General features: G+C 49.2%; 17 protein-coding genes and 1 pseudogene. All 18 read right to left on the bottom strand.

Annotation, left to right across the window (positions count from 1 at the left end; genetic code table 11):
- Positions 1–17: 17 nt before the first annotated feature.
- Positions 18–1,856 (bottom strand): ABC transporter ATP-binding protein, encoded by a 1,839-nt coding sequence (locus tag QD47_RS14155; protein WP_044646741.1) that lies wholly within the window; start codon positions 1,854–1,856, stop codon positions 18–20.
- Positions 1,837–3,573, bottom strand: coding sequence for an ABC transporter ATP-binding protein (locus QD47_RS14150; protein ID WP_082067188.1), 1,737 nt, complete (start codon positions 3,571–3,573; stop codon positions 1,837–1,839). The genes QD47_RS14155 and QD47_RS14150 overlap by 20 nt, the downstream gene beginning before the upstream one ends.
- 245 nt (positions 3,574–3,818) lie before the next feature.
- Positions 3,819–3,974, bottom strand: a complete 156-nt coding sequence (locus tag QD47_RS32540) for a hypothetical protein (RefSeq protein WP_200893438.1) — start codon at positions 3,972–3,974, stop codon at positions 3,819–3,821.
- Between the two features lie 179 nt (positions 3,975–4,153).
- Positions 4,154–4,939, bottom strand: a complete 786-nt coding sequence (locus tag QD47_RS14145; RefSeq protein ID WP_235332267.1) for a cyclase family protein — start codon at positions 4,937–4,939, stop codon at positions 4,154–4,156.
- 98 nt (positions 4,940–5,037) lie between these two features.
- A pseudogene (locus QD47_RS14135) lies at positions 5,038–5,403 on the bottom strand (helix-turn-helix domain-containing protein); the annotation flags it as partial.
- Positions 5,404–5,688: 285 nt separating this feature from the next.
- Entirely contained in the window at positions 5,689–6,114 is a 426-nt protein-coding gene (locus QD47_RS14130) for a MaoC family dehydratase (protein WP_044646736.1), read from the bottom strand.
- A 566-nt stretch (positions 6,115–6,680) separates the two neighbouring features.
- A complete protein-coding gene (locus tag QD47_RS14125) occupies positions 6,681–9,110 on the bottom strand; it encodes a rhamnogalacturonan lyase (RefSeq protein WP_044646735.1) in 2,430 nt (809 codons plus the stop codon).
- A gap of 295 nt (positions 9,111–9,405) precedes the next feature.
- Positions 9,406–10,824, bottom strand: a complete 1,419-nt coding sequence (locus QD47_RS14120; protein ID WP_044646734.1) for a YfcC family protein — start codon at positions 10,822–10,824, stop codon at positions 9,406–9,408.
- Positions 10,821–12,041 carry a M20 family metallopeptidase gene (locus QD47_RS14115; protein WP_044646733.1) on the bottom strand — a complete coding sequence of 407 codons (1,221 nt, stop codon included), beginning with the start codon at positions 12,039–12,041 and terminating at the stop codon, positions 10,821–10,823. The genes QD47_RS14120 and QD47_RS14115 overlap by 4 nt, the downstream gene beginning before the upstream one ends.
- 195 nt (positions 12,042–12,236) lie before the next feature.
- Positions 12,237–13,124, bottom strand: a complete 888-nt coding sequence (locus QD47_RS14110; protein WP_082067187.1) for a LysR family transcriptional regulator — start codon at positions 13,122–13,124, stop codon at positions 12,237–12,239.
- An 84-nt stretch (positions 13,125–13,208) separates the two neighbouring features.
- Complete coding sequence (locus QD47_RS33730; protein WP_268794246.1) at positions 13,209–13,334, bottom strand: hypothetical protein; 126 nt, start codon at positions 13,332–13,334, stop codon at positions 13,209–13,211.
- 105 nt (positions 13,335–13,439) lie between these two features.
- The gene (locus QD47_RS14105) at positions 13,440–16,667 is read right to left on the bottom strand and encodes a DUF5704 domain-containing protein (RefSeq protein ID WP_044646731.1); all 3,228 of its coding nucleotides are present in this window, start codon (positions 16,665–16,667) and stop codon (positions 13,440–13,442) included.
- Positions 16,668–16,671: 4 nt separating this feature from the next.
- Complete coding sequence (locus QD47_RS14100; protein WP_044646730.1) at positions 16,672–17,616, bottom strand: copper amine oxidase N-terminal domain-containing protein; 945 nt, start codon at positions 17,614–17,616, stop codon at positions 16,672–16,674.
- A 452-nt stretch (positions 17,617–18,068) separates the two neighbouring features.
- A complete protein-coding gene (locus tag QD47_RS14095) occupies positions 18,069–20,393 on the bottom strand; it encodes a glycoside hydrolase family 127 protein (protein ID WP_082067186.1) in 2,325 nt (774 codons plus the stop codon).
- 68 nt (positions 20,394–20,461) lie between these two features.
- On the bottom strand, positions 20,462–21,685 hold the full coding sequence (locus tag QD47_RS14090; RefSeq protein ID WP_082067185.1) for an NAD(P)/FAD-dependent oxidoreductase: 1,224 nt from the start codon (positions 21,683–21,685) through the stop codon (positions 20,462–20,464).
- Positions 21,682–22,017, bottom strand: coding sequence for a (2Fe-2S)-binding protein (locus QD47_RS14085; protein WP_044646729.1), 336 nt, complete (start codon positions 22,015–22,017; stop codon positions 21,682–21,684). Before QD47_RS14085 ends, QD47_RS14090 begins: the two co-directional genes overlap by 4 nt.
- A complete protein-coding gene (locus tag QD47_RS14080) occupies positions 22,014–22,325 on the bottom strand; it encodes a (2Fe-2S)-binding protein (protein ID WP_044646728.1) in 312 nt (103 codons plus the stop codon). Before QD47_RS14080 ends, QD47_RS14085 begins: the two co-directional genes overlap by 4 nt.
- Positions 22,318–23,754: an aldehyde dehydrogenase family protein gene (locus QD47_RS14075; protein WP_044646727.1), complete on the bottom strand. Its 1,437-nt coding sequence runs from the start codon at positions 23,752–23,754 to the stop codon at positions 22,318–22,320. The genes QD47_RS14080 and QD47_RS14075 overlap by 8 nt, the downstream gene beginning before the upstream one ends.
- Between the last annotated feature and the right edge of the window lie 14 nt (positions 23,755–23,768).

Raw genomic sequence — 23,768 nt, 5'->3', positions numbered from 1 at the left:
TGATGTATGTACATTTTTTAAGAGCTTTGCTTTCTCAACTGCCCATAAAATAAATCGCTGTAAAAGCCTCTATGAGCCAGCAGCTCATCATGCGAGCCTTGCTCATCCAGACGACCGTCCTTTAAAACGAGAATCCGGTCAGCCTGACGAATGGTATTCAGCCGATGCGCGATGACGAAACTTGTTCGACCCTGCATGAGCCGCTCCAGTCCTTCTTGTATTTTCATCTCGGTAATCGTGTCGATGCTGCTGGTTGCCTCGTCGAGTACGAGGATCGAAGGGTTAGCCAAAATAGCACGGGCGATAGCCAGCAGCTGTTTTTGCCCTTGGCTGATGCCGCTACCGTTAGCCTCCAGCACCTTGTCGTATCCGTCCTTCATCCGCATGATAAAGGAGTGGGCGTTCGCCAGCTTCGATGCTTCCTCTATCTCTTCATCGGTGGCATCCAGCCTGCCAAAGCGGATATTTTCACGGATTGTCCCTTGGAACAGGAAGGAATCCTGTAGTACAAACGCCATACGTGAGCGCAAGCTTTCACGCTGAACGGTGGTAATGTCGCGCCCGTCTAGCGTGATCATTCCCTTGTCGGGACTGTAAAAACGGGATATCAGCTGAATCAGCGTTGTTTTTCCTGCCCCGGTCGGACCGACCAATGCGATCATTTCGCCGGGCTTGGCTTCAAAGGAAATGCCTTCTAACGTATTTCCCCCGTCATCATAGCCGAAGGAAACATCGGTAAACCGAACTGCGCCCTCGACATGCTCCAGCTCTACGGCGCCGTGCTCGTCCTTGGACTCCTCATCCTCATCCAATATTTCAAAAACGCGTTCAGCTCCGGCAATAGCGGACAGCAGGGTATTCCACTGGTTAGCCAGATCGTTCAGCGGTCTGGTGAACTGACGGGCATACTCTACAAAAATGATGATCGTCCCGATGGTAATAGAACCGTGAATGGCCAAAATCCCGCCGATTCCTGCCACAATGGCAAAGCTGAGATTGTTCAGGCCGTTCATCAGCTTGGGGATAAAGCCGGAAATCGTCTGTGCCCAGAAGCCCGACAAACGGATACGGTCATTACGCTCACCAAAGCCGCGAATCACTCTCTTTTCCTGTGAAAATGCTTTGATAATTTGCTGCCCAGATAACGTTTCTTCGATGTATCCGTTCAGTTCGCCCAGGTTCTTCTGCCGTTCCTTGTATAAGGGACCTGTGCGGCGCGTAATCCAGCGCATCCCGACTGCCATCAGCGGCACCACGATAAAGGTCAGCAGTGTCATCAACGGACTTAGCCACAGCATGACTGCGAGTGTACCCACCAGCGTCAATACGCTCGAAAAAATCTGAATGGCTGAGCTATTCAGCGTAGAACTGACATTTTCGATATCATTGGTCAATCGACTCATAATCTCTCCCTGCTGACGTTTACCGTAAAAAGGAATCGGCAAGCGATGCAAATGTGAAAACAGGTCGAAACGCATCCGGTACACGGTCTCTTGGGCGATTTCGATCATCCAGATATTTTGCAGCCAGGAGGTCAGCGAATTGAGCAAATACACAGCCCCCAGCCCAATGAGAAAATAAATCCACGTGCGTCCACCCGGACCTTCCAGAAAATCGTCCACTGCGACGCCGACCAAATACGGACCCAGCAGAGCCAGCCCTGAACTGAGCAGTACCATAAACAGCACCAGCATCAGCTTGGCCTTGCGGCGGGCCAGATACTCCCATATCCTGCCCAGCGTGCTGGACCAGTTCTTGGCCTTGGCCTTGCGGCGTCCCTCTGCTCCTGCCGGGTTGCGCAATACACCGGACGGTGGTGTAGGCTGACGGAAGGGATCAATGAGTTCCTTGAACATGCGACTCCTCCTTACCGTATTGTGATTCATAGATGCGTCGATACAGCTCCGAACTGTCCATTAAATGATCATGACTTCCGCTCGCGATCAGACGGCCTTCATCCAGCAGTAAAATCTGATCTGCCGATGCGGTCGAGCTGATCTTCTGCGTAATAAGAAAGGTCGTGCAGGACAAGCCCTCCAGCGCCTCCAACAAAGCCGCCTCTGTCCGCACATCTAGCGCACTGGTGCTGTCGTCCAAAATAAGCACCGCCGGATGGCGCACCAGCGCGCGGGCAATAGATAGCCGTTGCTTCTGTCCACCGGACAGATTCACACCGCGCTGTCCCAGCATGGTGTCATAGCCTTGCGGCAAGCGCTCAATCATATCGTGAATTTGCGCCATACGAGCTGCTTCCTGAATCTGCTCCAGACTGGCATCCTCCAGCCCCCAAGCGATATTTTCCCGAATCGAGCCAGTGAAAAGAAGCACCTCCTGTGGCACGTAGCCAATGGCCTCACGCAGTATGGAAGCGTCCAGTTCCCGCGCGTCCTTGCCGTCAAAGCGCACACGGCCCTCATTTTCTTCATACAAACGCGTAATGAGCTGCACAAGTGAGGATTTACCCGACCCAGTGGCCCCCATAATAGCGATGCGCTCACCCGGTCGAGCCATAAAGGAAATATCCTTTAGCACCGCGAGATCGCTGCCCGGATAATGAAAGCTCACCCGATCCAGTTCCACCTTTCCCTCGATTCGCGTGTTATGTATCGGAATAGACTCCCGTTCTCTGTGGTCTTCATTATGTGTTTCTAATACCTCACGAATCCGTGCTGTGGAAGCGGTCGCCCGGGAAAACACAACAACAATCCCCGACAAGGCAGATAAGGCTCCAATCGTCCGCAATGAATAATTGACGACAGCGACCACCTGTCCCACACTGGCATCCCCTGTCGCAATCTGACCCCGTCCGAACCAAAGCACGGCGATAATCCCTGCATTCATCGTAAACAAAATGAACGGCATCGTCGTTTCTGTCCAGCGCAGAGCAGAAACCGTCCCTTTCATCAGTTCGCCCCCGTAGTGGGCAAAACGCTCGATTTCATGCCGCATCCGCACAAAAACCCGAATGAGCCGGATACCTGTCAGGTTCTCCTGAATCACCCCGTTAACGTCATCCAAACGACGCTGGACGCCTTTAAACAAAGTGACGGTTCGCCGCATCATCACCAGCACAAACACGAACAGCACCGGGGCCATAACCGCCAGCAACAGTCCAAGTCTGAAATGCACGACCAGCGACATCACGATGCTGCCAATCACCACCAGCGGCACCCGTGTCATAAACCGCAAGCTCATAAACACCGTATCCTGCACCTGTGTCACGTCCCCCGTCAAACGCGTAATCAGCGATGAGGTAGCAAAACGTTTAAACACCGGATAGGAAAAGGATTGTACCTTATGATACAGCTTTTCCCGCAAATCATAACCAAAGCCCTGACTGGCATGAGAAGCAAAAAAGGAACTGGAAATCCCCGCTATAAAAGCAATAATGGCGCTTCCCACCAGCACACCGCCCCATAACCAGACGACGGACAAATCCTGCTGCCGGATGCCCTCATCAATAATTTTGGAGATCAGATACGGTTGCGACAATTCCACCGTCAGCTCCAGCAGCATCATCACGAGGGCCGCGATGGCCGGAACCCGGTATTTTTTCAGAAAAGAGAGCATCATCCCCACTAGCATTCCTCCGATTCGCTCGACAGCCGTCCTTCCAGATCAGCGTGTGATCGTCATAACTTTTCAACCTGTCATATTACAATATATACACACTTTATACAGCACTATATTTTATTATACCCTTCTGAACGCCCTCCTTCTAACTAATAAATTAAAGATTCCTGCTGCCACAATTAAAAATATGCAAAAAAAAGAGAGTCCGTAAATACGTAAATACGGCTCTCCTTCTGAAAAAAAATTCAAATTTCCTTGACCCTTACATTTTGGTAAAAAGCCTGCCCTCCAAATACATTCACGCCAAAATGCCCTTCTGCAAACGTACCGTCCTCCAGGTCGATCACCTGTAAATTCAGGTAATAGCCACTCGATCCGTCAGCATTGGCGCAAAAGAGCATGGAACCAGCACTTCCACTTTCCTCCCTATGAGGCTTTGTAATAAATTTGAGATATTAATAAAAAGATTAGTGGTTGTGTTGGAAAGCATCTTCCTCATTCCACATCTACTTGAAGAGCGTCGCTGCACTTCTTGTCCTATCCTGAAATTCCTTTTTTCGAGGCTAACACAGAATAGCTCTTATTCTTCAATTTCAACGATGACGTTAACGACAGATGCATCGTGGTCTTTAATTCGAAGTGGTGCTGTGAAGGCAGAAATGAGCTTTTTGCCAACCAATGGCGCTGGATTAATGTCTTCATAAATGAGCATTGTCGGCTCTTCATACTTTTCATGGTCTAAAAAGGCATGGTGGACAAAATAGCCGTTTCCTTTTGCTTCTGTCAAATTTTCAATGCTCAAGGTATCTATGGCCACCGCTTTGCAGTTTGGCAACTTCGTCCGGATGTATTCGGCGGCTTCCGGAGAGACAGCCGGGAAATTATTGGCGTATTTCTCGAAATCCGTATCCCGGTGTTTCCAATGGCCCGTGTTGAAGATTAGAATATCCGCCTCATTCAGTTCTTCATATTCCTTGAGCTTTTCGATGGTGATAAAGCCGTTCGGGCCAAGCGGGCAATCAATTAATAGTGGCTTTCTGTAGATGAAGTCTTCAATCGGAACAGCATCTATTCCCTTACCGTTATTCTTATGATGCCACGGGGCATCGACATGGGTACCGGCATGAAGATACATGCTTAACACGCTTCCGTTCCAGTCATCCCCGTTGTCCAAACGCTCTCTAGGCTCTAATTTCACTTCCGGCAATCCTGGATAAACAGGCATTCCTTCATAAATTGGGTAACCAATTTCGACGTATTTTGGCATACTAACACGCTCCTGTAGAATATAAGATTCCATACTTAATAAGGACATTTTTACACCAAGTCCTTTTGTTAGCCTGGTAAACTCCATCACCATCAACATAAGGCTCACTGCTCATTAAAAATACTGTAACATTTAGTTTTTGCCAATTGAAAAGATCTTCTCTGAGTAAAACTACAAACATAGTTTTAAAAACATCCTTAATTTAAATGTGACATATATTCAAATGCTGTTGTTCCATATACGTTTTTAAATTGTTTATTTAAATGAGTTAAATCAAGTTCTTTACATATATCATCAAGTTTAAGTACATTTTCTAAGTTGGTATGATGAATTATATCTTTTGCTTTCCTGATTAGAGCGTTATCTCTCTTATAGTCTGTAGAAAGATTAGTTTGCATAAGGTTTTCCGTTAGAGATAAGAATAAATCACAGCACAAAGCCTCATCTTTTTCGTTTAATATTGCATTAAAAAGACTTAATATTCTTTGTTTAAGTCTATAATCATACACGATAGGGGTTGAAAAACGTACGATATCCTTTTTCTCAATAACATCTAAAAGCAAGATACCAGTTATTGTCCTCAGCTCGGGACAATATAACTGATATCCTTAAAAATAAAGCCGCCATTATGGCGACTTCATAAGCGTTTATGTTCTTGCCTTTGGCCCCTATCGTGAACGATTCAATGCTACGTTTCAATTGAGCATATGGATTAAAGACTTTCTCAGAGAATTCTACAATTGTTGCTGTACGCATAATATCTCATTTAGTAAATTTGGGATATGGATAGGTTACTCCCTCTTGAAGGGAGTTCATGTCTGCTTCCTGAGCGATATCCTAGAGTTATTTTATTTATTAATGAGAACAGATAACTCCCCTTCGAAAACTTTCACATCTTTATTGTTATATGTTGACAACAAAACTGTAACTATTCCTGTTCCATTATTCTTCTCATTTACTGCAATAACCTCGACTATTGTATACAATTCGTCACCTGGATAAACTGGCTTTAAGAATTTAAGATTATTCATAGCTGTTCCAGCAATTACATCATTACCATAACTCCCGGTTTCAACCCACAATTTGAAAGAAACAGCTATTGTTTGTATTCCAGAAGCAATTATTCCATTGAATCTACCTTGTTTTGCTTTCTCCTCATCCAAGTGCATATATTGTGGGTCAAACTCTGCCGCAAATTTAGTAATATTTTCTTTAGTTATTTTTATGGACTTCGTTTTAAAAATTTGGCCAACGTAAAATTCATTGAATTTCATTATTTTCACCTCATCGTTAATTTGCATTTTTTAATATTAAATCAAGGTTGTAAGGCTAATCAAGTTATGACTCTTTTGTTATGTGCCTGTCTGTACTCTTCAACTTTATTGAAGTGTGAGTATGCCTATTTTTAATTTCATGAAAATGACAGGTAATTAATATTAGACAATCATCTAATCGGATATGGATACATTTATCAAAATTCAGAATGATCAGTTAAGCCCTAATCAACTAAAGGGAGTTTTGTTGAACAAGGAATTAACATTGTAACACAGAAGGTTTAAAGTAAAAAAACAGATTATATAGAGAAGGTTTTCTATTGGAAGCCTGTGGGGAAAAGCGAATTTTATTTTGCAGTAATTTTATTACTTCGTTGGCTTACCTTTCAGCTTTTTATTATTAATAGAGGTAAAATATGTAGCTATAAGGCTTAATTAGAAACTATAAAGTCAGTTTGTCAATTTTTTATTATAATAATAGATACTTCTAAATATAATAAGGAACTCCGTTAGAAGTTCCTTATTATATTAAAAAATCAACATTTAAATTTAACAGAGCCAAAAATTTAATAACTATATAAGATGTCTGCCTCTATTTCCTTCGCATTTGTCTCCGAGGTCTCTGCCTCATCCACCTCATCGCTACTCTCTTCCTGAATTACGGCTCTTGGTGTGTAGAGCTTGGGAATTGGCACGTTCGCCCAATCCATATCAGATGCGAAGTAAAAGCTTGTATAGGATGGCTGGTTATAGCCCGTATTTTGGCGGGCCACGTCCGCGCGATATTGCGGATCATGCATCAGTGTGTACAATTTATGCGTCGTAGGCTCAGTGCTCAAATAGATACGGATCGCCGAGCTATCCGCTGTGCGGACGAGCATTTCTTCTCGCCAATCTCCGAAAATGTCGGCTACCAGCGATGGTGTTCCTTTGGTATAGTTGTTCGTCTTCGTTCCTGTTGCGGTCAGCAATGTGCCCCGTTTCCAGTCTTCAATGGTTGGGGTTACGTCAATTGCCCCGTTTACGATTTGAGTGGTCATGTCCGCCGCCCATTTGATACTCATATTAGTGCCAGGCATCTTGGTATCAAGCTGCTTGCCGGCAGCGGTCCATAAGCCCATAGCCCAGGTTTCCAGCCCTCGCTGATCCGGGTCTATGTCACCGACCATTCCGCGGCCTGTATCCTTGCCGGAATATCCACCGTAGATGACTTTGCCCGTTTTGGCATCTCGCAGCGAATAGCCATAAGGAGCATAGGTGCCGCCCTCATGCACCATAAAGATTTCTTTCCCCGGCCGATCAGGGTCAATATCCGTCACATGCAGCGCATCGCCGTGTCCCAGTCTGGCTGTTTGGCCCGGAATCGCGCTTTCAGGAGGCATGACATCAAATGAGCTGTACAGCAGGCTGCCGTCATGGTCGATGGTGGCAGATCCGTATACGATTTCATCCTTGCCGTCACCATCCACATCCGCCACGCTCAGCGAATGCGCTCCCTGTGTGGTTAAGGTGCCGAATTTCGGGTCTGTTCCATCGCGCCCATGCGGACTATCGTTAAATGGATTCGTCATTGGCGCCCAGCCGCTGTCCACCATCCAGTTCTTTTGGAGATGGCGACCGTCCCATGTGTAGGTGACCAGCGTGGAGCGCGTATAGTACCCGCGTGCAAAAACAGCGTACGGTTTGCGTCCGTCCAAGTAAGCCACGCCTGCCAGAAAACGATCCACCCGGTTGGCGGGTTCAATCCGGGCCATGGCGTAATCGCCCCACATGAGGCCATCGTCATGACGCTCCGGCTCATAGCGGACGGTGTCCAGCTCTGCTCCCGTTTTTCCTTTGAAAATGGTCAAATACTCCGGTCCATCCACAATGAAGCCTTCGAACTCTCTCAGCTTGTTTTTGTCGCTCCGCGCAGGCGCGTATACATCCATAAAGTAGTCGGTCAAACTTTCCGCATCCTTACGGGATAACGGATAGCTATACTTTGGAGCGATACCAAAGCATTCCTCCAGCGTAGCAGGCCATTTTCCTTTGACCACTTCTTCATGTTCCGTCCAGTTCATGAACATGTTCACCACATGCTCGTAATAATCCGTGCGGCTTAAACGGTAATCGTCCTTATGCGTAATCCCTGCTTTGCGATCCTCACGGGGCAGGGTAATATAGGTTTCTTTTTTTGGCTTGCCCTTCTTGTCAAAAGTAATCGTTTTGGTACCCGGAGCCGTTTTGAACATCAGCTCGGCTTTGCCGTCGCCATCAAAATCGTACACCATCATCTGTGTATAATGTGCACCTGACCGAATATTCACACCCAGGTCGATCCTGTATAACAGCTTGCCCTCAACCGTATATGCATCGACATACGTATTTCCGGTATAGCCCTTCTGAGAAACGTCCTTGGAGTTCGACGGGTCCCATTTTACAAAAAATTCATATTGTCCGTCTCCGTCCACATCCCCCACACTCATATCATTTGCAGAGTAGGTATAGGACTCACCTGCGGGTGTTACGCCATCGGCAGGCTTTTGAAGCGGAAGCTCATAGTAACCCTGCTGCCATGGCGTCACTTTGGCGCTGCGATCCTTTTCCCGTCCATTCACGACTGAAGCCACCCTGTAGACTGCATTTCCGGTTCCTTCTTTATCCACATAGTTGGTGCTGTCGGTTACCGTCGCGATCTTTTTACCGTCACGGTATACATTAAAATTCGCGCCTGTCAGCCCTGTTGGGCCGTAACCATTCACTTCCTGCGCCAACAGCCGCCAGCTTAAAAATACACCCTCCGGCGTCACCGCAGCCACCAGTCCCCGATCCAGCTTTTCCAGTTGGATGCTGCCACTTCGGTTCTGTTCGACGGCAACAGCCGATGCTGCCTGAAGCTCCGGTTCAGATGGAGCTTCTGCCGCCATCCCCACAGTTGTACCCGTCATCGCCAGCATCGTTGCCAACGCGGCGGTCAAGGTTCCCTTTCGCCATGCGCCTTTCCTTTGAGCCATCCAAGTCGTCCTCCTCAATTGTGTTGTGATGACAAGCAAATACCCAAAATGATTGCGCTTACATAATTTAAATTCCTTATTATTATAGTTTTGCCGTTCTCCCAAAAGCGTTTAAATATCCGGGGATTGTCTTCACAAATCCGTGTTGTTTGCCGTTTCACATAAAACAGCCCCCAGCAAGCCTGTACGAACACGGCAAGATGAGGGCTGAAAAGTATTGCTGATGAACTAGACCATTTCGATCTATATATTGTTCATTGGAAGTCGCTTATTGGATTTTTGTAAATTCCTCAGTTTAGTGATATCCGATGATTTGAGCGACAACCACGAATACTGCACCCAGTACGAACCAGACAGCCAGTAGCGGCCAAAAGAAGCGAACCCATTTCTGATACGGAATACCCGATACGGCCAAGCTCCCCATTAAGGCTGAGGAAGTAGGCAAAATCATGTTCGAAAATCCATCTCCAAGCTGGAAGGCAAGCACCGTCGTCTGCCGTGTAATGCCGAGCAGATCAGACAGTGGCACCATAATCGGCATCGTCGTTGCGGCCATTCCCGAACCAGAGGTGATGAATACGTTCATAATGTTTTGGAACACATACATGCCCAGCACTTGTACCGATTCAGGCAAATGTCCCACCATGATAGCAAGGCTGTTAACGATCGAATCAATCACATTGCCGTGATCCAGTACAACCACGATGGAACGTGCAAAACCGATAATCAGCGCACCATAGGTGATATCCTTGGCCCCTTTGGCAAACTCTGTCGCAATGCGACTTGGCCCGTAGCCTGCACAAAAGCCGGAAATGACTCCCATCGAAAGAAACAGGGCCGCCAGTTCCTCCATCCACCAATCTTTTTTGGACACTCCCCAGATCAACATCGCGAAGCTTACTACAACGGTCAAAATGATCAGGATATGCTTGAGCTGTACGGAAGGCAGATTGGATAGATCCACCGGCTTGTCTTCAGCGCTCTTTTCCAATTCGTAAACGAGGCTGCTTTCCGGGCTTTTCTTCACTTTGCTGGCATAACGCATAATATATAAGCTCGTAATGACGATCAGGATGACCAGCAGGATGGCACGAAGCCACAGCCCTGAAAAAATAGGGATTTGCGCAATCGCCTGTGCCAAGCCGACATTAAACGGATTCAGCAGCCCGGCAGTAAACCCACAGGAAGCCCCTAGTGAAATCATGGCCGTACCCGTCATCGCATCAAATTTCAACGCCCGGGCGATAGCAATACCAATCGGCACGAATACCATAACCTCGGTGGACATGCCCATCGTAAAACCGCCCACGGAAAACAGGGTAATAAATACCGGAATCACCCATATACCTTTGTTGGAAAAAGATCTCGCGACTCTTCCCGTGACCGCCTCAATCGTTCCAGAGGACGTAATAATCTGAAAAACACCGCCGATGGTCAGAATGAAAAAGACCACATCGGCAGAATCGACCAGACCGGATACGATGGATTTTGGAATATCCCACAGCGTAACCGGATTCGGATCGACATGAGTGTACGAACCGGGAACGAGCAGGGTTTTGCCGGTTGTTTCATTTTTAACCCGTTCAAACTCTCCAGCGGGGACGACATAGGTCAATATCCCGGCCACTAAGGTCAGAAAAATAAGAATGACAAAGGTATGCGGCATTTTCAGCCATTTTTTCGGGCCGCTCGGTACGGCCGTGTTGCTACTCATTCGGATGCTCCCCCGTTTCTCTGCGCTTGCCACTGTTCAAATTCAGTCCGTACCTCATTCAAAGCCATCGGATCGGTCACTAGATCATAAGCCGTTAATGCCAGCGCTTTGGCGGCATAGTTCATTTCAATCATACCTTCCTCCGCTCCCGCAAGCTGAGCAAATTCCGGCGTATGCGTGGAAGCGTCACCCAGTCGGATATAAGGATGAATTGCTGCGGTAATCTGGCTGACATTGCCAATATCCGACGAACCGATGCCCCCCTGTGCAGGTGGCTCGTGAACCTCCAGACCGAGCTGCTCCAGATTGCTCTGGAATAAAGCGGCTAATCTCTTGTTTGTATTGCGCTCCGCATAAATAAGTCCCTCGGCAATATCCACGGTTGCCCCCATGCCTTCTGCCGCTGCACGAACAGCGCGGTACACCTTGTTCCGCACCTCAGCCAAGCCGACGACGGTTTGCGCCCGCAAAATAAACACAGCCTCGCACAGCTCCGGTACAACATTCGGGGCGTCTCCGCCCTTTGTAATAATGCCGTGGATACGCACGTCGCTGGTGACGAACTGGCGAACTGAATTAATAGCCACAAAGGCATTAATCATGGCATCCAGTGCGCTAATGCCCTTCTCCGGGGAGGAAGCGGCATGGGCCTGCTTGCCATGAAACGTAAACGTGGCATCCACGCAGGCCAATCCCCCGCGCAAAACCATCGTTTTGCTCTGCGGATGCACCATCATTACGGCGTCAATGCCGTCGAACACGCCATGCTCGCACATGATGATTTTGCCGCCACCCTCTTCCTCGGCTGGTGTGCCTAGCACCACGATGCGTCCGGGCAGATCCGGCATCGCTTTCTTGAGGGCTATAGCGGCCCCCACTGATGCGGTACAAATCAGGTTGTGTCCGCAGGCATGTCCAATCGCTGGGAGTGCATCATATTCAGCCAGCAGAGCGATTGTGGGTCCGCCGGACTTCCCTTCCCATTCCGCACGGAAGGAGGTTTCCAGTCCGGCAATACCTTTTTCCACAGCAAAACCTGCCTGTTCCAGTGTATTTGTGAGCCAGCCCTGTGCCTGATATTCATGAAAGCTTAGCTCAGGATGTTTATGTATTGTTTGGGCAAGCTCCCGTAATTCGTGGTCCTTTGCATCTACAGCCTTCATAATCTCTTCATGGGATGGCGTTCTGCCATTATGTCCGTTCGCTGTTGAGTTCATCAATGGAATGCCGCCTTTCATTCGTCATAACGAATAAATATACAATCAATATTCAACATTGTATAAGCGAATGCCAGTGAAGTAAATTTAATATTTTTTGGCTTTATACTTAAAATTATTTTATATGTGACATGACTTTTTTTGAAATACGCCATTATTCGCCAATAATTACGTATATTCGCTGCCTTCATCAGGTCAAGACTGGAGCATCCATTCTACAAATCTTTCCACTGCCATAAGGTGGCTGGATTTATTTTTATACAACATCCATGTTCGACGCAGCACAGGCTCCCCATTCTTGCGAATCAAATTAAATGCATACAATTCATCCTTTGGAGAGACAAAAATTTCGGGTACGATGGAATATCCCAGTCCGTGTCGGACCATTTCCTTACAGGTTTCGTAGCTGTCCACCTCCATAGAAACCCGCGGCGGCCTGCCCAACATCTCACTCCACCACGCCTGCACCGATTCGTTAAACGAGGAATACATGTGACCGGAAAGCTGCGGTTTGCCCGGGTCCTTATAACGAATGAGCGGAAGCTCCGGCAATTGTCCAAGCTCTACAGCTTCTTTGGAGATCACGCAAATATGCTCCTCAGAAAGAAGATGCTTCCCCTCAGACCAAGGGTAATCATTGCGAATGACACCCAGATGAATTTCATCCCCGCGAAGCATTTCATAGATTTCTGCACTGAGTCCGCAGGTAACCGAAAATTGCACGTCAGGATAAATATCCTTGAAGCTCTTTAAGATCGGCGGCAGCCGATAATGCCCGTAGTAGCTTGAAATTCCCAAACGAAGTGTTCCTTTTACCTCACCTCTCAGGTGAATAACGGCTTCTTTTAATTCGGTCAATTCTCTCAAATTTCGTTTGGCATATTCAGCCAGTCGTTCTCCTTCCATGGTCAGCTTCGTTCCTCTGTTCCCGCGTACGATAATCGGCACCCCGAACTCCTTTTCCAATTGGTTCAAACGGTAGGTCAAGGCGGGCTGTGTAATATACAAACGCTCGGCGGCACGTTTCAGACTATGTTCTTCTGCAATGTAGCACAACATCAGGCAATCCTTTTCATCCATCATCGTCACTCCTTTCGTTATATTGTTCCCTTATTCATCCGTTCTTGTGTTCTCCGCAGGAAAAAAGCCCACAGATGTATCGGTCTATTATACCGCATGAAGGGCATGGGCAAAGACCCGGTTAAATCCAGCAAAATGATCCCCGTCCCATCTCCATCCACTTTGCAAAAGAAACTCGCTTTTAAAGCGACCGCTTCGCTTGTACAGCACCATTCCGCCTACTCCTTTTACATGTACATTTTTTTAGTTCAGCCTGCATAGAAGAAGCTCACCGAAGGATGAAAAGCATCTCCCATCATGTGAGCTTCTTTTGGGTTCTTAATGTGGAACAAAGGAGCTGAAATCATCCCGGCTGGACTGGTCTGCATGGTAAAACACTGCATCCCCATCCTGCAAATGAAAGGGTTGCCCGTACGGGTCTTTTACTTCTCTCCGGTAGCCTTCCAGTTGCCACTGGTTCAGCAGCGGGCCGTTAATATACTGCAAATGTGGACGCTCGGTATCCCCCTGACGGAGCGACTCCAAATTGAAGTTAACAATGATGTAGCCCGTTTTCTTAAATATGCTCGCATGCTCGTTTAGCTCCCGGCGACGGCTTTCTTCACGTAAATCAGTCCCTTTAGGAACCACGTATACATCAGCAGGCAGGCTATATTCGCCATACCAGCGCTGAATCGACGCATTGGCACGGTCGACATCGACTCCATCCGGCAGGTCCGTCTTCGGACCGATCAAGGTACGGACCGCAGCAGGCAGCACCAGCCAATCGTAACGGCCGATCCACGTCTTGCTGCGCGTGATACGCTGGGCATAGAGGGAAACATAGCGTTCCAGCGTCGACTGGCTCCGCTGTGCTTCGCTCAGCTCATGCTTGTATTGGTAGGCTGCTGTATCCTGCATTTCCTCCGTCGGTACATTGCGCAGCCGCTCATTTAAAATGACATATCGCTTCTCCCGATCCTCCGCCGATCCCAAACGGATGAACTTGCGGCTTCCCGCATGTGTATACAGCTCTACCTCTTCTCGCTGACGACCATCCTTGCTCACCCAATAGAATGATGGCGTGATGCGGATACCATCCTTGGCGCTGAACATATTCCCTTTGGTTTTGAGATCAAACTTGAAATGGTAGCCTGTCTTGATCGCCACATTTTGGTATCCTCCATGCGGATGACTGCCAGGGCGGACAGGCAAGGTAAACGGCTCCTGATTCCCCCTTGGCAATCCGTCGATGTTCCCTAGTCCCGTCCAATAGGACAGTCCGCTATGCACCGGGCTTCCTTTGCGCTGTCGGAACACCCGCTCCCAATGGTAGTCGGCAATATCCGTGATATGAAAATCATACATCCGTCCGATGACCTCGATCTCTACCACATCATTGGCGACATGATGCGCGATATCCGTATTGGCATGACGCTGCTCAGTGAACCCGTCCGGTGCGTTTTCCGCAATAGTCCGAAACTCGACGGTATAATTCCCTTCATCCACCCATACGGGCAAATAGAAGTCTGTGTCCAGTTGCCTTACCGGAATGTCAATCCAGGTTCCATGCGGATAGAATTGAGTTTTCCCCTTGTCGTACACATCGAACGGAAATCGCACCTGCTTGGTTCGCACATATTTGGCATACTCCCGATCACCATAACCGGGAATATTCAGATGCGGGCCCGCCGTTGAAATCGTCACGCAGAAAGGACGTTCCAGAATAAGCGCCGATCGACCTTTCGTCGGTTGGGTTTTCTGGTTGTGGGCCGCATCGTCTGACACACTTGAAAGATTCACCACGGGCGTGTGGACAGTCACGGTATTGATCCCTTGAATCGGCAAAATCTTATCTGCACCGCCATTGATATTTCCTTTGAGAATGGTATAGGTGATATCACCGCTACTAGGCGTATCGGGCTTATTTGTCTTGTGCTTTTCAATCACATGGCCCGGGCTGTAGAGGGTATCCGGCCCGATTTTTACGGGTTCAGGGATTTTGCCAGGAGTCGGGCCCTTTTCCTTGACACGCTGGTGGTCCATGATCGTTTGACCGTTGAATTTCACGGTATCGTTCTCCACCTCCACGTCTGGTGTAGCCTTCTGGGCCACAGGCTCCAGTGACCTTTGTTCATTGGGCACCTTAGGCATACTCTTGCCGCCATAAATATAAAGTGAACCCCCATCGATGATGCCCGGAGAAGGAGCCGGATAGTATTTTCCGTTGGTCGCTGATTCTACAGACGGCGGCGTGTAATTCCGTGGTGGAATCGTAATACTACCTCCCGGCAGTGCATAGTTGCGTAGCTGTGCGTTCTTGATACCATACACCTCAAGGTTGTCGATCGCCCAGTAGGAGTAAGGTTTTACAATTTCGTATTTGTAATACTCCACGACCTTCATGTGCCGGGTATCGTTGATATCTTCCCATTCCAGATCATAAGTGCGCTTCAGCTTGACGTTGTAGGTGCATTCGCCCTTCATCTGTTGGAACGTATTCTGAAACAGGTAATTCCGGGCCAGCACATTTCCGTACAGGCTTTCAGAAGTTGGAATACCCTTGGCTACATCAAAACGTGACGCGCCTCGCTGATCGGCTTTAATAACACCTGAAGCCATTGGGTCGAGGTATTTGTCCGACTGGCTACCGCTAGGCGTAGGTCGAGTGCAGGCGACTCCTGTCGGGGGCTGCTCTATCGTCTCTAGCTCCTTATAATATAAGTAAGCTGTAAACTGCTTGAAGGAGCCGTTATAAGTAAATCCGGGTACATTTCCCGGCAAAATGTCTCCGATGGGCGGTTTACCCGTAGTGCTTTTTTTGTAGCCAACATACTCATATCTGGGATCGGTTGGTGGGGTGAAATCATACGATTGATCAGGTTCCAGTTCATCTTCTATTGGTGTAAATACGTTGTTAAGAGATTTTTTATCAGTAGTAAAATGCTTGACGATTAGACTGCTGTCCAGTTCGATTTTGAAGAGGATGGGCTGGTAGATACGCCAGGCTTCTACTTCTTTTGCGCAGTTCGGGCATGACTCTTCTTTGATGTTTTCAGCTCGTACTTCTGGATTCAACCTTATGTTTACTGTAATCGGAATAATCGTGGTGTCCGTACCAAGCCCCTGTTTCTGGAAAGGACGAACATCCTTATCATAATCTGTGCCTTTACTCATCGAGTAGGCATACTGTTCGTAGTTATCAGAACGGGATTCTCTAAAGTATTCCGGGTGATTCTCATTGTCATTTTTCGTATACAGGCTTGCTGTAACTGCCTTGATTTTACGACCCGGAAAACTAAATTTATAGGTGAATGTGGCTTCACCCTGCATGTTCTTATAAGGTTCCTTGCCGCCGTCTGTAACCCATTTCCCCGCGGTATTCTTCCACATGTCGAAGTACATCATGCCGACAAAGTAACGGTCATTCTTGTCTGCAAAGTAGGACAACGGTGTAATTTCCGTATCGGCTACCGCCTTATTTGTGAGAAAAGAAAAAGGTGGGAGCTGCAACAGTAGCAGTACCCCCACCAGCAATACGGCCAGAATGCATTGTGCCTTCTTCATGCGCTTAATTACCTTTCCATGGGTTGACCATTATCGGAATATACTCCCTTGACGCTAATCCGAATGCAATATATTCAATGTCTTGGAGTTTAAAAGATTTGTAATTTTTTATGCCTTGAAAGAGCTCGTCTCCAGACGAATAAATTGGGTAATAGATCATCTTTGTACCATCCCCATTATCTTTTGTCATTGCTCTAAAAGGAGTGCGAAGACGGGTATCATTGTATTTGGTAATGAAAAAAATGCTGCCTGCTGTAGACTTCGTTTTTACCCTTATTTGGAGATATGGTACGCCGCTAGGAGCCGTGTAAGGTTCAACAGAATAAATATCGTTCAGTAGCTTAATAGGCAAAACAGATTGCTTGAAGATCAATACTTTGTCGTATGGCTTACCTGCAACATCATCGATGAGGTTCGGTATAGTGTTAATAGCCTTCTTATACGGCTCAATACTCACTGCCTGATGCCCCGTATCCTCCAGCGCGGCAATATCCTTCTTCCCAATCCAAACCCAGCGGCTGACCTTGTCCCATTCCACCGTCTGACCCAAGCCTTCACTTACTAGCCGCAGCGGTACAAAAGTACGGTTCTGCTTGAGAATAATCTTCGTCTCATATGTTTTAGTCTGTCCATCCACGGTAGCCGTGTTCTGTCCCACCGTCATGTTGACCACATGCGCGTCATTCTTAATCGACACGGCCAACTGACCGCCATTTTTCTCCCAGCCTACTTTAGCCCCCAGCGCTTCGGATACAAAACGAATGGGAACCATCACATAATCGTTATCATCCTGAAATGGTTTAGCGTCCGGAAACTGTATTTTTTTCGCATTCAATAATACTTCAATCGGTTTGGAGCTACTTGCTGCTTCCGTCGTTGGAATTGTACTGGTTGCTCCCCATAGCAACGTGACTGCGGTCAAACTCAACATCCATTTTTTCATACTCATCTCTCTATCCCCTTTGTCTGCTTAAACTATGAACTATGAACTATGAACTATGTATATCAGCCCAAAGACCACGAATTTATCGCATCCCCACTTTCGGAAAATACTGGATACAACTTATATATTATATGGTTTCCCTATCACAAAATCTATAAGAAAAACTTCTAATATAAAGCATTCTAAAAAAGCCAGACTACATTGACCAAAGTTTTATTTCCCTAATATCAGGAAGCTAACTCCTTCAAGTAGTTACATTTCCCAAAAAATCTCAACAAAAAAGGGCTGCCTCCCCCCTGTAAGGAAGAAACAGCCCGTGTGCTTCACGCGCAAAAAACGATGAATATATCAGTTCATACCCTAATGATTGTTCCAGCATCATCCAATATTTCTTACATCATAAATCATAACTGACTAAAAATCAAACGTTACTTTTTTCTCACGAAACATCTCAAATATCATTCATGCACACCTGAACTGCCATCCTGATATAGCTGCTCATACACGTCCTGGTTAACCATTCTAAGCCCAAACAATCGGCGGATACGCTGCCCCGGCTTGGCTTTGAAGGTTACTGTCGCCTTATCCTTGCCCTCCAGATATGCAGCCGGAATGGCGGCATTTACGTTATAAAACTTGTCGGATTCATCAAAGCCATCACTAAAATTTTCAAGCGGATGACCGTTAATCAAAATATCAAAACCGCAGTTTGGCATTTCCAGCGTAGCTGTATAGGTGATGACCAACAGCATCGGAGCAGCCGGATCTGTATTCAGATCAAAAGAAAACCAGCCGTCAATGCCCACATTCCGGTAAGGTCGGTTGTTCACATATCCGGTACGAGTCGAAGCATCTCCCTGGAAGTTATGATCCCGCTCCGGCTGCATTTCTCCAGGTTGGGCGAAATCGATCGTACACTGCTCCAGAATAGCCAGTTTTTCACGCGCAGCCGTGTATTCCTTTTCTGCCTCCTGCCACGCTTCCGGTGTAAAGATGTCCCAATATACGGAATAGGTGCGGTCATGCATTTTATACAAAGGAGACAATTCCACATCCCGGGGGTGGCCTGCATCCAAAGTGCGAAATGTGTTCGTTTTGCCCTCCACGGGTTGTATCCAGGCATCCAGCCCATCCGTTTTGGGAATGAATACCGGTGTGTACAGGAAATCCTTAGCCTTGGGATCATCTATGGGACCGAGGTCCCCTGCCAGTACCAGCGGTCCATACATAACAGCCGCCCGGTCAGGGTTATCCGGCATCTGCTCCAGTCTCAGCGACATCGGAATCGTCACCTCTACAACATCGCCGTCAATCCACGTTCTGGCGATAGAGACGAAGCTGCCCGGTTCCGATACGACCGCTTGTTCCTTGCCATTTACGCGGATGGTGATCCCTTTTTCAGCCCAATAAGGATAGCGTAACAGCAGCATAAATTTGGCAGGTTGATCACATTGAATTTCCAGCGTCGTATGATCGGTATCCGGATAGGACGTGCTTTGTTTTAGCGTAACGCCTGTGTCTTTCCATTCCAGCGTGGAAGCAATGAACTGATTGACATACAGCTTATCGTGATCGTGAAAATAAATACCGCTACCGTAGCTCGCATGGTTTTCCATCCCTGTCCCAACGCAGCATGTAAAATCATCAAACTTGCTTTCAAAATGCTTGTGTCCACCCATGGCCAGCGACAGAAAATACGTTACACCCCCATGAACCGGGTCCTGAGAGGCCAAAATATGATTAAACAAACCCCGCTCATAAAAATCTGCCTCCTTGGCGGATACATTCCACTGAAACAGATGGTTGGTCAGCTTGAGCATATTATAGGTGTTGCACGTCTCTGTCGTATGCGGCCCGATGCGATCATTTAAACCACCGGGCGCTCCAAAATATTCTCCAAAGCTGTTGCCGCCAATGACATACGAATGATGATCCACCACCCGATCCCAAAAAAACTCCACCGTCGCCCGGCGCTTCGTATCATTCGTCAGCTCATATTCCTTGGCAAGCCCGATCAGCTTCGGAATTTGCGTATTGGCGTGAATCCCCTGTAAACAATCCTCCTGCGAGCTAAGCGGGTCCAGCACCAGCTTGTGCCAGAAGCACTCAGCCAGCCGCAGGTAGCTCTCTTCTCCTGTATCCGCGTACAAATCCGCCAATACCTCGTTCATGCCTCCATATTCACAAAACATCATTTGCTGCATCTGCTCATCATTCATCGGCTTCAAAATTCCCCCGAGCCAGTCCGCCAGCTTGCGCTCTACTGCCAATGCCTTGTCACAGCCTGTCAAATGATATGCATCACGCAAACCAGCAAACAACTTATGCAATGTATACAGGGGAGCCCAGGCACCATTCAGGTCAAAGCCCTTCGAACGAATATTTCCGGCAGACACCTCTTCAAAAAGTTCCTTTCCCCCCGGAATGCCGGATACATACCCGTCACCATGCGCTTCTTGGCAAACGTCCAGCTCATCCGTAATATAATGTGCGATTTCTTTAAAACGGTCGTCGCCCGTCGAAGCATGCATCATAGAGCAAGCGGACAAATAGTGTCCCAGTGTATGACCGGAAATAGACATGGCTTCCCAGCCTTCATATTGAGGCGCTTTGGGCGCAAGTCCGGCATATTCCCGAAAACGCGCCAACAGACGATCGGGTTGAAGCTCCAGCAGATAGGATCGGTTCAACTCCATCGCCTGTTTGAAGGGACCTTCAGCCAACACCACCTCGTTCAGTGCGAACGGTCTTGCTTTCATATGGGCTTTTGCTTTGAGCGTCATTTTCCGTTCCTCCTTTAAGGCGAATTGGGGATGTAAAAAAGAAAGCGCGTATCTAGTACAGCCAGCCGTTAAGCCCCGCTGCCAGTGGTTTGCCCCCACTGCTGGTACAGCTGCGTTCTCGCCTCTGTAATGCCGGGATGAAACTGGATCAGAGCGTTTTTCCGTGTAAAATGGACCTCACGGATCGCCTCCTGTATCCGTTGTTCCCCGTCGGCTCCGCTAAGGCCAGCGGCATGGATCATGGAGGCGGCGGCTAATCGGCCTTGGGCCATGGCGACCAGCCCGCTTTCGATGCCGGTAATATTTCCGGCAACGTACAGCCCCTTGAGCGAGGTTTCCATTCGCTCACCATGCCGTGGAACATGCCCGCCCAGTTCGGGGCTGTACACGAATTTGCACCCCGCTACCGCCGCCAGCTCGGCGAGCGGATACAATCCGCCGCTCAGCGCCACGAAGTCGGCGGGTTCGACGCGCTCGCTGCCGGGAATAGGCGAGCCGTCCGGTTTAACGTGGACCAGGGTCACAGATTCGACCCGGTCCTGCCCGTTGACGGACAGCACTGCCGTCCGCAAACGGATCGGGATATCCCACAGACGGAAACCTCTGTGGGGATAGCAGCGCGCGATGAGACCCTCCATCCGCATCGCTGCTGCCAGCTTGCCGCCTGCACGCATCCAGGCGGCGGGAGCCAATCCCGACAGCTGTAGCAGCAGCTTGGCGGAGGCTGTCGGATCTGCCGCCGTACCAGCCAGCGGATTGGCGCACGGCAGTGTAATCGCCGCCACCTTCACCCCGGCGACGGATAACTCCCGGGCAATCGCCATGGACAGTACGTTCATGCCTACAATGATGCCGCGTTCTCCCGGCTTTACATAATGAACGTTGGTCATCACCTGCGCGGCCCCGATGGACATTACGCCCGGCAGCGTCCAACCGTCTAGCGGAACGGGAATTTCGGCGGCCCCGGTCGCCAGCAATACATAATCGGCAGTGAACAATCCACAGGAGGTGGAAATTTCCCACGTTTGGGTATACTCCATGCCATGCACAGATACGCCGCAGCGGATGTCCACCCCAAGCTCCACGCAACGGGTAACCAGTTCATCCGAAACGTGTTTTCCGACCCACCAGCCTTTGCTGCCTTCCTCATGATACTGTCCGGGCATACGTCCACCCGGCTCCGTAAATTCATCCAGTACGGTGACTGGCAACCCTTGCTCAGCGGCCGATGCCGCTGCGGACAATCCGGCGGGACCCGCGCCAATGACGATGAGATGCGCCATTTTATTCATGTCACAATTCTCCCTGTGATTTCATTCGAAAGCTGCCGTCCGGTTTCCACCACCATACCTTCCTCCAGCTTGGTCAGACAGGAACGGACGGTACCGAGCGGATGAACCGTCAGGCGGCATTCGTTACAATGCCCAATGGCGCAATATATGCCTCTGGCTGTGCCGGATTCCTCATTCCTTCTCAGCAAACGGACACCACTTGCCAGCAGCGCAGCCGCGAGTGGCTCTCCGGCCAAGCCCTGCATGGGGCGGCCGTCGAAAACGAAAGACACCTGTCGCCGCTCTGGCTTCGGCCCCAAAATAGGATGGTTCACAATACGCGCACGATTCATAGGGATCCTCCCTCTGCCAACTGACCGAACGTTACAGGACGCACCGGGGGCCTTTGTGATAACAACTCTGCCTCCCGGCGGGCAGCGGGATACTGACTGTAAAACCACGACTCGACCAATTGTCGGCATACCCTGCCCTGACACGCCCCCATCGTGACTCGCGTAGCCATTTTAAGCTGGCGCACCGTATCCACTCCCATGCGGCAGGCCTGCTCCAACTGCGCCATACTCACTTCTTCGCAGCGACATACGAGCAAATGACCTGACGCCCCAACCGTCTCGCTCTGGTCCGCCGCCCGCTTATTCATAGCTGATCGCACAGGTTTTAATGGCTGAATAAAAATCCAGCGCCGCCTGCCCCTGTTCCCGGGTATGTGAGCTGGATCGCTTCAAACCGCCGAACGGGGCCTGATATTCGACACCAGCCGTTTCCTGATTAACCCGTACCATTCCGGCGTCCGCTTCATCCAGAAACCGATGGGCGAGCCGCAAATCGCGGGTGAACAGCGAGGCGCTCAACCCGTAAACAGAATCATTGCACAGTCGAATCGCATCCTCGAAGTCGTCCGCCTGCATGACACCGATCACGGGGCCAAAAATCTCCTCCTGAATCAACGGATGTGACGAATCCAGCCCGGCTGCCACCAGCGGACGCACATAATACCCGTTATCTGTCCCGGCGGCGGCTCCGCCCTCGGCCAAAATATCTGCTTCCCGACGGGCCAGCGCGACATAGGACATGACCTTCTCGTACTGACCTGCGGATGCCACAGGTCCGAGATACGCGCCGGGGTCCAGCGCCGGGGCGATCTGAATTTTTTCCACCGCTTGGCGCAAGGCTTCCGTAAACGTTTCATAGACAGACCGTTCCACGATCACCCGGCTGGTTGCCGTACATTTTTGCCCGGCTGATCGGAAGGCTCCGCTGGCAATCATCGCTACCGCCTGCGCTATATCTGCATCCTTTAGCACAATAGCGGCATTTTTACCGCCCATCTCAGTCTGGTACTTGATGTTACGGCGCGCGCACCGCTCGGCAATGCCCAAACCTGTAGTGGTAGAACCCGTGAAGCTGACCGCATCCAATGCCGGATGCTCCAGCAGGGCATCGCCAATGCGACTGCCCTGCCCGACGACAAGGTTCAATACCCCCGGTGGAAGCTGTACAGCCTCGAACAGTTCTGCCACCCGTACCGCGGTTAATGAAGCACTTTCGGCAGGCTTCCAGATGACCGTGTTTCCGCACAAGAGTGCGGGGGCGATTTTCCAGAGCGGAATGGCTACCGGAAAATTCCACGGCGTAATGACAGCCGTTACGCCCAGCGGAATACGCTTCGTGTACTGGAGCACTCCCGGCTCATTCGAAGGGATAACCGTACCTATGGAACGTACGCCCTCTGCCGCGTAGTATCGGAGCAGATGCACGCCTCGCATGACCTCTCCGCGCAGCTCTGTAATCGGCTTGCCCATCTCACGGCTGGCCAGCTCAGCCAATTCGGACACGCTCGCCTCCAGCAACCCGGCTGCTTTGAACAAATAAGCTCCCCGCGCTGCCGGACTTAATGCCGACCATCCCGCCTGTGCAAGCCGTGCCGCCTCCCCGGCCTGTGTAATATCGCCCGTATCTGAAAAATGGACGACACCCACCTCCTCTTTCAGCGCGGAAGGATTGCGAACCACCATTTCTTCGCCGGAAGGACTTAGCCACTCACCGCCGATCCAATTTCTGCTCTCCATCGTCTTCACCTCCA

Origin of the sequence: Paenibacillus terrae, from assembly GCF_000943545.1 — a bacterium.
Lineage (GTDB): Bacteria > Bacillota > Bacilli > Paenibacillales > Paenibacillaceae > Paenibacillus > Paenibacillus terrae_A.
The sequence above is the reverse complement of the archived record's forward strand: the minus strand, read 5'-3'. Positions and strand labels throughout refer to the sequence as shown.

What these genes read in the sequence shown, in the direction of transcription:
- QD47_RS14090 (WP_082067185.1), bottom strand. Translation starts at nt 21,685, where the DNA reads ATGAATAAAATGGCGCATCTCATCGTCATTGGCGCGGGTCCCGCCGGA.
- QD47_RS14085 (WP_044646729.1), bottom strand. Translation starts at nt 22,017, where the DNA reads ATGAATCGTGCGCGTATTGTGAACCATCCTATTTTGGGGCCGAAGCCA.
- QD47_RS14145 (WP_235332267.1), bottom strand. Translation starts at nt 4,939, where the DNA reads ATGTTGATGGTGATGGAGTTTACCAGGCTAACAAAAGGACTTGGTGTA.
- QD47_RS14125 (WP_044646735.1), bottom strand. Translation starts at nt 9,110, where the DNA reads ATGGCTCAAAGGAAAGGCGCATGGCGAAAGGGAACCTTGACCGCCGCG.
- QD47_RS32540 (WP_200893438.1), bottom strand. Translation starts at nt 3,974, where the DNA reads ATGCTCTTTTGCGCCAATGCTGACGGATCGAGTGGCTATTACCTGAAT.
- QD47_RS14105 (WP_044646731.1), bottom strand. Translation starts at nt 16,667, where the DNA reads ATGAAGAAGGCACAATGCATTCTGGCCGTATTGCTGGTGGGGGTACTG.
- QD47_RS33730 (WP_268794246.1), bottom strand. Translation starts at nt 13,334, where the DNA reads ATGGTGCTGTACAAGCGAAGCGGTCGCTTTAAAAGCGAGTTTCTTTTG.
- QD47_RS14075 (WP_044646727.1), bottom strand. Translation starts at nt 23,754, where the DNA reads ATGGAGAGCAGAAATTGGATCGGCGGTGAGTGGCTAAGTCCTTCCGGC.
- QD47_RS14150 (WP_082067188.1), bottom strand. Translation starts at nt 3,573, where the DNA reads ATGATGCTCTCTTTTCTGAAAAAATACCGGGTTCCGGCCATCGCGGCC.
- QD47_RS14115 (WP_044646733.1), bottom strand. Translation starts at nt 12,041, where the DNA reads ATGAACTCAACAGCGAACGGACATAATGGCAGAACGCCATCCCATGAA.
- QD47_RS14100 (WP_044646730.1), bottom strand. Translation starts at nt 17,616, where the DNA reads ATGAGTATGAAAAAATGGATGTTGAGTTTGACCGCAGTCACGTTGCTA.
- QD47_RS14110 (WP_082067187.1), bottom strand. Translation starts at nt 13,124, where the DNA reads ATGATGGATGAAAAGGATTGCCTGATGTTGTGCTACATTGCAGAAGAA.
- QD47_RS14120 (WP_044646734.1), bottom strand. Translation starts at nt 10,824, where the DNA reads ATGAGTAGCAACACGGCCGTACCGAGCGGCCCGAAAAAATGGCTGAAA.
- QD47_RS14080 (WP_044646728.1), bottom strand. Translation starts at nt 22,325, where the DNA reads ATGAATAAGCGGGCGGCGGACCAGAGCGAGACGGTTGGGGCGTCAGGT.
- QD47_RS14155 (WP_044646741.1), bottom strand. Translation starts at nt 1,856, where the DNA reads ATGTTCAAGGAACTCATTGATCCCTTCCGTCAGCCTACACCACCGTCC.
- QD47_RS14130 (WP_044646736.1), bottom strand. Translation starts at nt 6,114, where the DNA reads ATGAAATTCAATGAATTTTACGTTGGCCAAATTTTTAAAACGAAGTCC.
- QD47_RS14095 (WP_082067186.1), bottom strand. Translation starts at nt 20,393, where the DNA reads ATGACGCTCAAAGCAAAAGCCCATATGAAAGCAAGACCGTTCGCACTG.